13 protein-coding genes and 1 riboswitch are annotated in these 14,496 nt (G+C 33.5%); of the genes, 11 read left to right on the top strand and 2 right to left on the bottom strand.

Annotation, left to right across the window (positions count from 1 at the left end):
- The 11 genes from N5D90_RS04590 to N5D90_RS04640 all read left to right on the top strand — a co-directional run.
- A partial coding sequence (locus N5D90_RS04590; protein WP_280061719.1) for a hypothetical protein occupies window positions 1–846 on the top strand: 846 nt, incomplete at its 5' end.
- 19 nt (window positions 847–865) lie between these two features.
- Window positions 866–1,654 carry a hypothetical protein gene (locus tag N5D90_RS04595; RefSeq protein WP_280061720.1) on the top strand — a complete coding sequence of 263 codons (789 nt, stop codon included), beginning with the start codon at window positions 866–868 and terminating at the stop codon, window positions 1,652–1,654.
- A gap of 393 nt (window positions 1,655–2,047) precedes the next feature.
- Entirely contained in the window at window positions 2,048–2,911 is an 864-nt protein-coding gene (locus tag N5D90_RS04600; RefSeq protein ID WP_280061721.1) for a hypothetical protein, read from the top strand.
- Between the two features lie 297 nt (window positions 2,912–3,208).
- A complete protein-coding gene (locus N5D90_RS04605; protein ID WP_280061722.1) occupies window positions 3,209–3,781 on the top strand; it encodes a hypothetical protein in 573 nt (190 codons plus the stop codon).
- 19 nt (window positions 3,782–3,800) lie between these two features.
- Window positions 3,801–4,670, top strand: a complete 870-nt coding sequence (locus N5D90_RS04610; protein WP_280061723.1) for a hypothetical protein — start codon at window positions 3,801–3,803, stop codon at window positions 4,668–4,670.
- Between the two features lie 117 nt (window positions 4,671–4,787).
- Entirely contained in the window at window positions 4,788–5,216 is a 429-nt protein-coding gene (locus N5D90_RS04615) for a transposase (RefSeq protein ID WP_280061724.1), read from the top strand.
- A gap of 167 nt (window positions 5,217–5,383) precedes the next feature.
- Window positions 5,384–5,710 carry a helix-turn-helix domain-containing protein gene (locus tag N5D90_RS04620; RefSeq protein ID WP_280061725.1) on the top strand — a complete coding sequence of 109 codons (327 nt, stop codon included), beginning with the start codon at window positions 5,384–5,386 and terminating at the stop codon, window positions 5,708–5,710.
- 199 nt (window positions 5,711–5,909) lie between these two features.
- The gene (locus tag N5D90_RS04625; RefSeq protein ID WP_280061726.1) at window positions 5,910–6,869 is read left to right on the top strand and encodes an aminodeoxychorismate synthase component I; all 960 of its coding nucleotides are present in this window, start codon (window positions 5,910–5,912) and stop codon (window positions 6,867–6,869) included.
- Complete coding sequence (locus tag N5D90_RS04630) at window positions 6,853–7,452, top strand: aminotransferase class IV (protein ID WP_280061727.1); 600 nt, start codon at window positions 6,853–6,855, stop codon at window positions 7,450–7,452. The genes N5D90_RS04625 and N5D90_RS04630 overlap by 17 nt, the downstream gene beginning before the upstream one ends.
- A gap of 58 nt (window positions 7,453–7,510) precedes the next feature.
- Window positions 7,511–7,614: riboswitch (SAM riboswitch) on the top strand.
- Between the two features lie 53 nt (window positions 7,615–7,667).
- On the top strand, window positions 7,668–10,055 hold the full coding sequence (locus N5D90_RS04635; RefSeq protein WP_280061728.1) for a TonB-dependent receptor: 2,388 nt from the start codon (window positions 7,668–7,670) through the stop codon (window positions 10,053–10,055).
- 69 nt (window positions 10,056–10,124) lie between these two features.
- Window positions 10,125–11,411, top strand: coding sequence for an APC family permease (locus tag N5D90_RS04640; protein WP_280061729.1), 1,287 nt, complete (start codon window positions 10,125–10,127; stop codon window positions 11,409–11,411).
- Between the two features lie 56 nt (window positions 11,412–11,467).
- Here the strand turns inward: N5D90_RS04640 and N5D90_RS04645 are convergent, their stop codons facing one another.
- Window positions 11,468–13,474, bottom strand: a complete 2,007-nt coding sequence (locus N5D90_RS04645; protein WP_280061730.1) for a flavohemoglobin expression-modulating QEGLA motif protein — start codon at window positions 13,472–13,474, stop codon at window positions 11,468–11,470.
- On the bottom strand, window positions 13,471–14,451 hold the full coding sequence (gene gshB / locus N5D90_RS04650) for a glutathione synthase (protein WP_280061731.1): 981 nt from the start codon (window positions 14,449–14,451) through the stop codon (window positions 13,471–13,473). Before gshB ends, N5D90_RS04645 begins: the two co-directional genes overlap by 4 nt.
- Window positions 14,452–14,496 lie beyond the last annotated feature (45 nt).

A 14,496-nucleotide genomic window follows, 5' to 3' on the forward strand; every position in this document is an offset into this window, starting at 1 on the left:
AATATGAAAAACAATATAAAATTTATCTTTTTAGCACTTATTTTGTTGTCTGGTACCGCCTTTTCTCAAGTCGGAATAAACACAAAAAATCCACAAGGTGTTTTCAATATAGATGGTGGAAAAGACAATCCTGAAACTGGAAATGCACATACCGCTGAACAGCAACTAAATGACCTAACGGTTTTAGACAACGGAAATATGGGACTTGGAACAATAAACCCATCACACAAAGTTCACATTGTAACTGGTGGTGATGCAACAACTCCAGTAAGAGGTTTTAAACTGACTGATGGAAATGAGGGCGACCAACGAGTTCTTGCTACTATAAGTGGAGCAGGAATCGGAACTTGGAAAAAACTTGATGCTACAAAGAAACTAGTAGAAGGTGATTTTTCTGCAGTATCTCATATAACATCCGATAATAGCGGTGGAGCAAAATATTCTGGAGCAAAAATTACCCTTACTCCTGGTGTATGGATTGTGAATCTTGGGATGACTTTCTACTACCCAACCACAGGTGCAGGTAGTACTTACGAAAATCCTTACTGGTTACACGTTTATCTATCTACCAGTACTACAACCAATACAAAAGCTGGTTACACACCACTTGGTCCATCTGGAGGAAACAGTGGATATGCAGGTGTGATACTAAAAACCACTGACCCAGGTTCTCCAAATTTTCTTTCTGGTTCTATGGTAATCCGTGTAAATGGCACAGACCCAAGAGAGATTTATGTATTGATAGAAAATAAATCTTTAGTAAGTCCAGCAACAGGTGGTAGTATGTGGGGATATAACAATAGTAGCTGGGAAAATTACCTTTATGCAATTCCTGTAAACGAATAACGCTTTAAACAAAATCAAAATGAAAAAATATATACTTGTACTATGTACATTTTTAGGATATACTTCGGTATTTTCTCAAGTGGGAATCAATACCAATACACCACAAGGTATTTTTAATATAGATGGTGGAAAAGACAATGCAAATCCGCCAACCGCTACACAACAACTCAACGATTTGGTCGTTCTCCCGAACGGAAATATGGGGTTAGGAACTACTACACCCACTACCAAACTAGATATTGTAACAGGGGGTACCAGTGCTTCGCCCGTTACAGGTTTCAAATTATTTGACGGTACACAGGGTACCAATAAATATTTGCGAAGCGATGCCAATGGTGTAGGAACTTGGCAAGAGATTAATATTACAAGAAAAGTACAACTAGGCAAGTTTCCATCATCTCAGACAACAGTATTGTCCGATGGTGGCGCAACGCCCAAATATTCTACAACTTACCTAACATTAGGGCCAGGGAAATGGGTGGTACACGTTGGTTTAACGATTTCTGTGACGTCAGGACTTGCTAATGGAGAAAATTATCCTATTAGACTATATTTATCATCAAATCAAACAGTATTAGAAAATACGACTTTTAATTTTATCGGTAACAACCAAATAAGAGGAAGAATGATAAGAAATACTTGGAGCGGTTCTCCTGTATTAATACAAGGTGTAAATGTAATTGATGTAACAGACCCAGCAGGTACAACGATATATGTAATGATAGAAAACAAATCTGCCTCTACAGAACAATGGCGTTTTGTTACCACAAACTGGGAAAATTATCTACACGCATTCCCAGTAAACTAAGATTCTAAAAACACAACATAAATGAACTTCAAAAAAAATTCCCTATCACACAAATGATGAGAGAGAGGTTGCAGAAAGTGGGATAGCAATATCCCACATCTGTAACTAAAAAAAGTTGCAATAAAATCTATTGATGTAAAAGGTGAATTTTAAAAATATTCATATAGGCACTTTAATCAACCAAGCTGTTACAGAAAGCGGGATAGCAATGTCCCGCATCTGTAATTTTATGAAATGTGAGGAAGAAGAAGTAAAACAAATATATCTACAGGAAAACCTGTCCACCGACATTCTCCTAAAATGGTGCAAACTATTTCTCTATTCGTCCTCCGCCTGTGGTTGAATTTATTTCGAGTATGTAATTAGAAAAAATTAATTCAAATTTTAAAACAAATGAAACAAAAAATACTAGTGTTGGCACTTTTGTCAATTTCATTATCAGTATATAGCCAAGTTGGAATAAAAACCGAAAAACCAATTGGTATTTTCAATATTGATGGACAGAAAGACAATGCAGGTTCTTTAACACCAACTGCAGCACAACAACTTAATGATGTGGTAGTTCTCGCAAATGGAAATGTCGGATTAGGGGCAACTTCACCTAATGTTAAATTCACCGTTGTTACTGGAGGTACATCAACTTCACCAAAACCAGATATAAAAATTGTGGATGGCAACCAGACCGCAGGGCATACAATGATTAGCGATGCAAACGGTATAGGAACTTGGAAGTTACTGAATTTAGGGGTAACATCTACAATATCACCAATTGCAAATCAGTCGTCGTCGACTACTATTTCTTCGGATAATTCAGGTGCCACATTCATCAACACAGGGGAAACGTTGCATATCCCCGAAGGCAGATGGATCGTTAATGTTGGTATGAGGTTTAACTATGTAGCTTCAGGAGGAACAATTGATTACAAAAGTAGTTATTACCTTAATGGATATATTTCTTCCAGTCCAACAACAATTTCGCAAACTGGTTTTACAGTTGAGAGTGTAACCAATAATCCTGATTTTTCGTTTGGTGGTGTTATTATACGAGGTTCAAATTATATTTCAGGTACAGCTAATGACAATAATGGTAGCTTTATACAAGGAAGCTCAATAATTAATGTAGGACCTGGTGGTGTAGATTTGCATATTTTAATAGAAAACATTCCAACTCCTGCTGGTGCAACAGGTGCAGCGTGGCAATATACACCTACAAATGCAGAAAATATTTTTTACGCAGTTCCCATTAATCCAGCTTAAAAGTAATAATATTATAAATAAGCATAATAATTTAATATGTCTACAATGAAAAAAAATATAATTATACTCATTTCATCTTTATTTTGTGGAACTTTATTTTCACAAGTCGGAATTAATACTCCAAACCCTCAAGGTGTTTTTAATATTGATGGAGGAAAAGATAACCCTAAAACTGGTTCCGCACATACACCAGCACAACAACTAAATGATGTTACCGTACTACAAAACGGTAACGTAGGACTTGGAACAATAACCCCTACTGCTAAATTAGAAATACAGACAGGCGGAACTACTGCAGTGCCTGTACCCGGATTCAAATTGATTGATGGTTCTCAATCGGCTGGTGCCATGCTTACTTCAACTACCGATCAAGGAAATGCAAAATGGACAATCTTGGGAACAGCCAAAGGAGCTGTAGTCGGCACTATAGAAACACCTGGCTTAATTGTTACGTCTGATGAAAATAGTGGTCAATATAGATATACCAATTATAAAATTGAATTAACTACGGGCAATTGGATTGTAAATACAGGACTGAGACTGAATAATACAATGAATGTAAATATTGGTGATGGAACATGGGTACATGGTCTTGTATCTACCGATAAAGTTGTAAGACAACAGATTGGGTTTTCTCAGGATGGTAATGTTAATGCTGGTTATGCAGCTGCTCTAATCAAGAATGAAACGGCAAATTCTCCTAATTTTTTTGCTGGAACAACCAACATAACGGTAACTGCTCCATCTGTTACGCTCTATTTACTCTTAGATAATGTTAAGAGATATGGTGGTGCTACATCTGGCGTGCAATGGTCGCTTGATCCAAATGCAAAAGGAAATTATTTTTATGCAATTCCTGTTAACAAGTAATATCTAAAATTTAACTACAATGAAAAAAAATATATTATTCATATTATCCTTTATAATTTGTGGAGGACTTTCGGCTCAAGTGGGCGTAAATACAGGTAATCCCCAAGGAACTTTTCACATTGATGCGGACAAAAACAATCCTACTTCTGGAAGTACCTTTACTTTTGCAGAACAAAATAATGATGTAATTGTAATGCCTGACGGAAAAATGGGAATAGGAACAATACATCCTGATACTAAGTTGGATATTAGATCCGTTGATGCAACTCTAACAAATCCTACATATAATACAGGTTTTAGATTAGTAGATGGTAATGAAAAGACTGGAAGAGTTTTACAAACAGACGCAAATGGACTTGCTACATGGAAGGACATCAGTAAACGAGATATTGTAATAGGGAGGTTTTCTGCTCCACCTCGAGTTTTTTCTGATAATGACCCTGCTGTAGTAGCAACAGTTCCTTATAAACTGATAGGTGCAACAATAAATCTAAAACCCGGAAAATACGCTGTATATTTAGGTATATCAGTATATTTACCTGTTTCATATCCATTGGGTTACAGCTATTATTTACCAGTATTTTTCAGTTCATCAAATACATCTATTGATACAACAGGTTTTAGTTATCAATCTGGTGCAGGTACTGCAGCTGCTTTTGGAGGTAGGATGGTTAAAAACAGAGGTAATACCAGTCTCAATATGATACAAGGAAGCTTAATTGTGAATGTAACCAATCCCGCAGGCATTACACTTTACACTTTTTTAAAAAACATACCGCTATATAATGATGTTACACTGACTGCTACCCAGCCAACACCCCCACTTACAAGCTATAGATTCGATGCCGGAAACTGGGAAAATTTCTTTTATGCATTACCTATAAACTAAGAAGCGATTCTAATAACACAAAATGATTTTCAAACCTCACGGATTTCCAAAACCCGTGAGGTTTTATACCAATTATAAAAAACTCGTTTAAAAAAGCGATTCTAAGAACACAAACAAATGACTTTCAAAGAAATAAACATAGGACAAATGATTGAAAAAGCAGTTACAGAAAGCGGGATAGAAATGTCCCGTATCTGTAACTTCTTTAAATGCAAAGAAAAAGAAGTTACTGAAATGTATCAGGCTAAAAGTTTAGATACAGAAATTTTATTGAAATGGAGCAAGCTCTTAGAATATGATTTTTTTAGAATATACACACAGCATCTTATTTTGTATGCACCACCAGTCAAACAAGAAGAGAATGAAAATAATAAAAAATCATCACTCCCGCAATTCCGAAAAAATATCTATACCAAGGAAATAATCGATTTTATTCTAGAACAGATTTCAAATGGTAAGATGACAAAAAATGAAGTAATAGAACGGTACAGAATACCAAAAACTACTTTGTACAAATGGATAAGTAAATATAGCGAGATAAAATAAGCAACCATAAACCAAGAGGATGGACTTAACTAAACCATTTTAAACCTAAATTCAAGTTCTGCTAACTGTTGAAAATATGGTTAGCAGTTTTTTTATAATGAACATTTTGAAAAAAAATACTTCAAACAAAGAAGATAAGGTAATAGTTTAATACACAAAAAATAAATATGAAAAATAATCAGCCCAACTATAGAAAAATTTATTCAGATATCCTCAACAAACACCCAGAAAAGAAAGCGGAATGTCATCCCTTATTGAAAAAGGAGAATCTTTCGGTTTTAGACATCATCGAACTTAACAAAATAATATTTGGTATTGTTGATAAACAAAAACAAGCAGAAAACCAAAAACACCGCTCTTATAGCAAATCTGATATTCTTAAGATATTGGATTATCAGAAAAAAAACAATCTGAATAATACTCAATTGGCAAATAATTTTTCATTAAGCAGAAACACTATTGCCAAATGGAAAAAAATGTTTTTAATTATATAATACATTATACAAATCAAACATCAAAACCCAAGACTGTAATAGAGCTTTTCTATGTTCTTATTTCCTTACTGCCAAAAAAGAATAAATTTTCCTCACCATTCCGGTATATTTCATGTTAAAAGATATGATTTTGACAGATGATGAAAAAACAGAAATTGATCTACTTGGTACAAATCAAGAATAATATTAATTTTATCGAATGTTAGCAAAGCATTCGATTTTTACGAAAATGAATGAATTGGGAGCTGCAAAAGTTCCCTTTTTTTTTATGATCGATTTTTTGAAAGAAAATGGAGAAGTAATTCCGTTAAATGAATTACCTGATGAGATAAAATTTGAAATAGATTCGCGAAAAAAAGAATCTTTTCAGAAAGATTTTAAATTCAATAAATTCCCGATTTCCTTTGACGAATATTTGCCAAAATTCAATTATGTTCATGAGAATCTTTTGTTTGGAAATTCATATTTAACGAATTTAACGCTTCCAACAAAAATCGAAACTGATTTGTCTTTAGACGAAATTTTTCAGTTTTCTGAAGCAAAATATAAATTGAAATATAAAGATGAATTTGTTTGTTTTTCTCCCGAACGTTTTGTGAAAATTGAAGATCAAAAAATCTTTTCAAACCCAATGAAAGGAACTATTGATGCCTCGATTCCAAATGCGAAACAACTCATTTTAAATGATGAAAAAGAAGCTGCCGAACATGCTACAATTGTCGATTTAATCAGAAATGATTTGAGCCTTGTTTCCGAAAATGTTGAGGTGACAAATTATCGATATATCGATGAGGTGAAGACAAATGATGCAACACTTTTACAAGTGAGTTCTGAGATAAAAGGTGATTTGAATGATGATTATTACCAAAACTTAGGAACGATTTTCGATCAACTTCTACCTGCTGGTTCTATTTGTGGTGCTCCAAAAAAGAAAACCATCGAAATTATTTTAGAAGCAGAAAAGTATCATCGAAATTTTTATACAGGTGTTTTCGGTATTTTTGATGGCGAAAATCTTGATAGTGCTGTGATGATTCGTTTCATTGAAAATAATCAAGGCGGATTGTTTTTCAAGAGTGGAGGAGGAATAACGGCAAAAAGCAAAGCGAAAGCAGAATACGAAGAATTAATTCAGAAAGTATATGTTCCAATTTATTGAATCGATTTGTTGTGTGAATAAACAACTTCGAAATTTAGAATTTCATCAAGCGAGATTTGATCGGACAAGAAATGATAATTTTACTGAAATCAATCCGATTTTATTGAACGAAATTATTAAGTTTCCAACAGATTTAACGGATGAAAAATATAAAGTTAGAATTGTTTATGATCGAGAAATTCAATCGGTAGAATTTCAACCGTATCAAATCAAACCAATTGAAAGTATTCAACTTTTTGAAATCGAAAATAAAATTGATTATTCCTACAAATATTTAGATCGTTGGTTTTTTGATGAGTATTTAAAAGAATCAGAAACAGATGATTTGGTGTTGGTAAAATCAAATTATATTACAGATTGTATTTATTCGAATATTGTTTTTTTTGATGGTTCGCAATGGGTCACGCCACGAACTTTTTTGTTGAAAGGAACAATGCGAGAAGCTTTGTTGCAATCAGGCGAAATCATTCAGAAAAATATAAAGGTTTCAGATTTAGTTAATTTTAAATCATTCAAACGAATCAATGCAATGATGAATTTGGATGAAAGTCAAGAATTAGATATTTCATTGTTAATTCAATAACTCTATAAAATTGATAGAGTATTATTTGCTTTTTCATTTTTTAACATTACCTTTGCACAACTTATCAAGAAAGGTGGAGGGATTGGCCCTGTGAAACCTTAGCAACCAGATGACTTATAATCTAAGGTGCTAAATCCAACCTATTAGAGGGAAAGATGAGTAAAAGTATTTCACTTTTATCTGTTGGTTTCTTGAGAGTTTTATGAAAATTAAAAATGAAAAGAAACAAATTTTTACTTGCTTCATTCGCATTTATTTGCGCATCTACACTTTTCGCTCAAGAAGTTGAAAAAGAGGAAACAAATCTTAACGAAGTTATTTTAATCGGTGGTCGTACATCAGAAAGAACGGTGGTTAATTCGTCGGTTCCTGTCGATATTATCGATGTTGAGAAATTGAAAACGTCTTCTCCTCAATTGAGTGTGAATGATATTTTGAATGTGGTTATTCCTTCTTTTAATTCGGTTCGTCAATCATCTGCCGATGGAACGGAGCATATCGATCCTGTGACGTTGCGTGGAATGGGACCAGATCAGGTTTTGGTTTTGATTAATGGAAAACGTCGTCACACAACATCTTTAGTGAATTACCAAAATACGGTAGGGAATGGTTCTGTAGGAACAGATTTAGGCGCAATTCCGATTTCAGCGATTGATAAAATTGAAGTTTTACGTGATGGTGCAGCTGCGCAATATGGTTCTGATGCGATTGCGGGGGTTGTAAATATTGTTTTGAAATCTAAACCAGGTGGTGACGCGTCTTTAACGTATGGTCAGACTTCTCGAAATGATGGAGAAACGTACAATTTTAACGGCAGTTATGGAACGAAATTAGGACAATCGGGTTCGATTGTTTTTTCGGCAGTTGTAAGTGAGCGCAAGAAAACGAATCGTTCGAAAGATCATAATTTAGATATTTTTGGAGATAATTTCGCCTACGATTTTGCAGATGATCCAGATGCTGCAAGAGCTGCGGATGACGCTAAAATTGCTGCTTTAGGGCTTTCGAGAAAAGATTTTAGATTTCAAATTGGAGATGCGGCAATCAAAAATCAACAATTTTTTGTAAATGCTGAAACGGCGATTAATGATCGATTAGATTTTTATTCATTTGGAGGCGTTTCATTACGCCAAGGAAATGGATTCGGTTTTAGAAGATTGCCAAGCGAATTGTCTGAAGATGCGTTAAAAATTTATCCAAATGGTTTTCAAGCAACGTTAAAATCTAATGTAAATGATTATTCAAATTCGACAGGATTACGTTATTCATATGATGGATGGAAAGTTGACTTGAGTAATACTTTTGGTTTAAATTCATTCAAATATGATTTAGAAAATTCAATTAATCAATCATTAGGTTTAAATTCTCCAACCGATTTTTACGCAGGGAAACATCAATTTTTACAAAATACAGTCAATTTAGATTTTTCAAAACGAATCAACCAAAATGTTAGTTTAGCGTTTGGAGGAGAATATCGTTTTGAACAATATAAAATCGAAGCTGGAGATGAAGCTTCTTACTCAGGTTCTGGATCTGAATCTTTTGTAGGATTTTCTCCGTTAAATGCTGTAAAAGGTGATCGTCATTCTGTTGCGGCTTATGTAGATGGAGAATTGAAATTTGGAGATTTTACGGCTGATTTAGCAGGACGTTTCGAAAATTACTCAGATTTTGGAAGTACAATCAACGGAAAATTAGCGATGCGATATGAATATGCAAAAGGATATTCGGTTCGTGGTGCGATTTCGACAGGATTTAGAGCGCCTTCTCTACAACAAAAATACTTCAGTAATTCATATACCGATTTATTCTTGAATGATAATGGTGATCAAGTTTTGGTAACAAAAGGAATTATCCGAAATGAGTCTGAATTGTCGAAAGAAATTGGTTTGGATAAATTGAAAGAAGAAAAATCAATCAATGCAAGCTTAGGTTTAACATTTCGTCCGACTTCAAAATTATTCATCACATTGGATGGATATTTTATAAAAGTTGATGACCGAATTGTCTTGACTTCTGATATCACAGATCCTGCTTTAGAAAAATATAATGTTGCGACAGCGCGTATTTTTACGAATGCAATTGATACTGAAACCAAAGGTTTGGATTTAGTAATTTCCTATGATACTCGTTTAGGTCGAGGAAAATTGAATGCAAGTTTATCAGGAAATATCAATGAAACAAAGATTGTCGGTTATCATTTTCCAACAGCTTTGACAATTCCAACAGAAGAATTTTTTGGTCCTGATCAAGTCAATATTATCGAATCATTAAGCCCAAAAACAAAAGCAACTTTAGGATTAAATTATGCAATTTCTGGATTCAATTTTATGGTACGTAACACGTATTTCGGAAAAGTGACAAAAGATGGATATCCTTGGGGAAGTATCCAAGAACACACGGGAAAAGTGGTGACGGATGCTTCGATTGGTTATGATATTACAAAGAATTTCAACTTTACAATTGGTGCAAATAATTTGTTTGATGTTTTCCCAGACAAGCAAGTTTACGAAAATTCTTATTATGGAGTTTTTCCGTATGCACCGGTGCAAATGGGGATGACAGGAGCGTATTATTTTGCGCGTGCAAGTTTTAAATTTTAATCAATAATAAAATATTCTAAGTGTCAATTTTAATGTAAATTCAAACATTCAATTGGCACTTTTTTGTGTATGGCACATTCAAAAATTGGTTGGAAAACCGCAGCAGCATTAGTGATTTCGAATATGATCGGAACAGGTGTTTTTACCAGTTTGGGTTATCAAATTTCTGATCTAAAAAATACAACTTCTATCTTATTATTGTGGGCAATAGGAGGATTGTTAGCGTTGATTGGCGCATTTATTTATTCGGAATTAGCGTCAAAATTTAAACAATCAGGTGGAGATTATATTTATTTATCTCGGACATTTCATCCCGTTTTTGGTTATTTATCAAGTTGGATTTCTTTGTTTGTAGGTTTCTCTGCTCCAATATCTTTAGCGGCTTTGGCAATGGGAAAATACCTCAATGTTTTTGGATTGGATTTAGGAAAAGAATTTGCAATAGCAATGATTTTGATAGTCGCAGTTTTTCAATCATTCAGTCTAAATTTGAGTAGTAAATTTCAGAATGTTTTTACTATTCTAAAAGTTGTATTTATCATCGTTTTAATTGCTTTAGGTTTTTATTTTGCTCCAGCAGTTGAGCCAAACGCGGTACTTTTTGATTCGACTTGGAAAAATGAACTATTACTTCCAGCATTTGCGACTTCTTTGGTTTATGTCACTTTCGCATATACAGGTTGGAATTCGGCTTCATATATCGTAGAAGAAATTGAGCAACCAAAACGAAACTTACCAAAAGCGTTATTTATAGGTGTTATTTTTGTCACGATTTCTTATGTTTTATTAAATTATGTTTTCTTGAAACATTCATCATCAGAAGCTTTGGTTGGACAAGAAAATGTGGCGAATATTTCGTTTGGTAATCTACTTGGAAATAATGTAAAATGGGTGAGTTGTTTTATTGCTTTGCAATTGATTGCGACGATTAGTGGTTATTTGTGGATTGGTTCTCGTTTGACGCAAGCCACAGCGCGTGAAAATAAATTGTGGAATTTTATGGCGAAAGAGAATAAAAATAGAATTCCGGTTCGCGCAATTTGGGTGCATACAGCAATTAGTATTTTGCTGATTTTCTCAGGAGATTTTGAAGTGATTTTTACTTACACATCTTTCGTTTTACAAATATTAGCAACATTAGCAGTTTGTACAGCGTTCTTCATCAAACAAGATCAATTAACCATTATCAAAAGTAAATTCTTTTATGTTTTACCTGCCATATTTTTAGCATTTAGTTTATACATCTGTTATTTCGTTTTGATGCAAAAACCAAAAGAAAGTTTATTTGGTTTAGGTATTATTGCATTAGGAATTGTATTATTTTATTTTGATAAGAGAATTGAGGAAAAAGATTAAATATAAGTTCATAATAACACAAAACCCACTCAAATTTGAGTGGGTTTTTATTTTTTTTAATCTTTTATTCCATTAAAAATATATTGTAAAATCGGATTGATTTCTGGATTTTCAAGATGTTTTTTGAAAATTTTGGTATGATATTTCGGTTTATTAATCATTTTACGTTCAACTAATTCGTCAATTGTATCAATGTATTCAACCGAAGTTTTTCCAATCAATAAGTTATCCAAAGAACGTCCTTGATCAACATAATTCAAAATTGTTTTCAAACCTTTCAAGTAAAGCGCATCTTTTGTAAAACCACCACCACGATAAACACGAGTTGTCAGATAAAATGCGTCTTCTGGTAGCATTTTGTATTCTTCCATCAACGTCATAAATGTTTCGTTGAACGATTTTCCATTTGTCAACATATGTACCGCCATAACGCGCAAACCAAGTTCTCTTAAACGGCTATGATTAATAGAATCAGAATAATACTCACTTAAAATCGCCAAACCTTCTTGCGTCAACGTATTCACAGGTAAACCAATACTAAAGATTTTTAATGGTTGATCCAATGCGTTCATCGTTGTCACCATATGAACTCCAATTTCGTGCTCAATTAAACCATTTGTAAAACGTTTATCAAACTTAACGCCACGCTTAATCACAACTTTTCTTTTGCTATTAATCACAAGCGCTTTTGATGCGATATCATCCGAAACTTCGATGTCAAATTTGAAACCATAATCATTTGTAGCATTTCTAAAAAGATTAACCACTTCTTCCTCTGTATAATTTCCTTGTTTATCCATTCTAAACTCGGGACAATAAAGGATAAAGTTCGCGTTTTCGATATCTTTTTTAGATGGTTCGCCAAAATAACGCAACGAATTGTACAGAAATTTATCCGTACCAAGATTCGCCAACAAATCTACCTTGTCAAAATAAGCGTTAATCGTGTTAACATACATATTTTGAATACTAATATCATTGATTTTTTCGACTTTAATATTCGATAATTTTCGTTTAAATTCGAATGGATCAATGTTAAGCGGATTGTACTTAAATTGTGGTTCGTATGTATATTTTGAAGCTAAGAATTTCTTCTTTTCAAATTCTAAATTAATTGGATTGATAACACTTAACAGCTCAAAATTCTGAACCAATTGATACAATTGTTTATCAATTTTGACCAAATCAGATTCTAATTCATTGTGCAAAATATTCACTTGCTTAGAACCTACTTTATATGTCGTTTCCGTTTTTACAAACTCGTAAGCGTGGTTAAGAATCGCCGATTTGAAACCTTCTTTTATTTGGTTAATAATCTCTGGAAAAGATTCTCCAGTCAATTCATCGCAATAAATTTTTGAAACTTCTGTGGCTAAAACCAATGTATTTTTGAATCGATTTGTAACAAATTCTAACAAATATCCTCGTCCATAAAATACATCGTTAATTGCTGAATAATTGTGAATATTTTCTAACTCAATATTCGCTAATTCATCGCGCCAACTTTCTACATAGTTTCCGTAGCGTTCGTTATCAACTCGCTCTGCACCAATGTTGAATACAGGAACCGGACGATCCCAACGTTTCCAATTGTACGAATGAATATCATAAACCAAACACGATTTAAATTTAGTTTCAAGTTTGTTAATTAAAGCTTCTAAAACTTCATAAAAAGCGTGATGTTTTGCAATACTTTTTTGTTTTTGAGAAACCGACAAAGGCTCTTTCCAAACCTGTTTTCCCCAAGCTTCTTCGTACACAGCAGTTTCTGGACCACGATTTAGATCGTATTCAAATCGAGAATCGCAACCTTGAATTAAGATTGGAAAAGTTTCTACAAACTCAGCTGTATGCGGATCTTCCTCGTACCAACGTTCATAATTGCTTAATAAACATTTTTCGCGAATATCTTCGCGCATTTGTCCACCATCATGAATGGCAGCACAAACGTAAGGAATGTATTCGTCGATTTTTATTTTGAATGATTCGTCTTCTGCATAAGCTTCAAATACAATTTCGTTCTCAATATTATCTAAAATTTGCTGTATACTTATGGATTTCATGCTTTAAATTCTTTATATTTCTCCAATAACATCGACACAATTTGTTTCTGAATTTCGTTGTTATTGTTTACATTATTGTGAGGAACAATTCCTCCAGGACTTACGACATTTAGCTCAACCATTTTCCCGTTAATCAAATCGATTCCGCAAAAATAAATTCCATCTTCATTTAGTTGTTTTCCTATTTTACGGCACAATTCTAACTCATGTTCACTCATGTCATGTCTAATCGCAGAACCACCAGCCGAAATATTAGAACGGTGATCGCCTTCTGCAGGAACACGCATAATTGCACCAATCGGTTCACCATTAATCACAATGGCGCGAACATCACCTTTTTCTGCACCTTCTATATAATTTTGACAAATAATAGGCTGAGAATTTCCGGTATGATTGATATAAAAATCGCAGATCGAGCTTAAGTTACCAATATTTTTTCGTTCGAAAAGTATAACTCCTTTACCTCCCATTCCGTCTAATGGTTTGATGATAAATTTCTCGAAATTATTTTCCTCTACAAACGATTTTATCAAATCGATGTCTTTTGTAATAAGCGTTTGAGGAACAATTGTTTCTTGACCATCATCAAAAGAAGCAGCGTATATTTTGTTATTTGCTTTACGTAATCCCGAAATTTTGTTAACGAAGAAAACTTTTTCTTCAATTAACTCTAACATATTCAACAAAAGCGGATCAATTGGTGGATCGGCTCTCATAAAAATTATGTCAAATTCGGTCAAATCTTTTATACTACTTTCAAATTTCATGGTGTGATAAAATTCAACACAATCATTTGTTTCTGTAGTTATCATCTTTTTGCAGTTTCCTACAACTTTGCCCTTGGCAATAGAGATATCTTTTTTTGTTAAATAGGATACTTCAAATCCACGATCTACGCATTCTTTAATAATTCGCATAGTGGTGTCTTTTCCTGGTTCAACCTTGTCCCAAGGATACATTACGAAGCATATTTTCATATAAATAAAAAGGGTATTAAAATCAATGCAATAATAACTAAAAGT

The sequence above is a fragment of the Empedobacter sp. GD03797 genome, assembly GCF_029842105.1.
Taxonomy (GTDB): Bacteria; Bacteroidota; Bacteroidia; order Flavobacteriales; family Weeksellaceae; genus Empedobacter; species Empedobacter falsenii_C.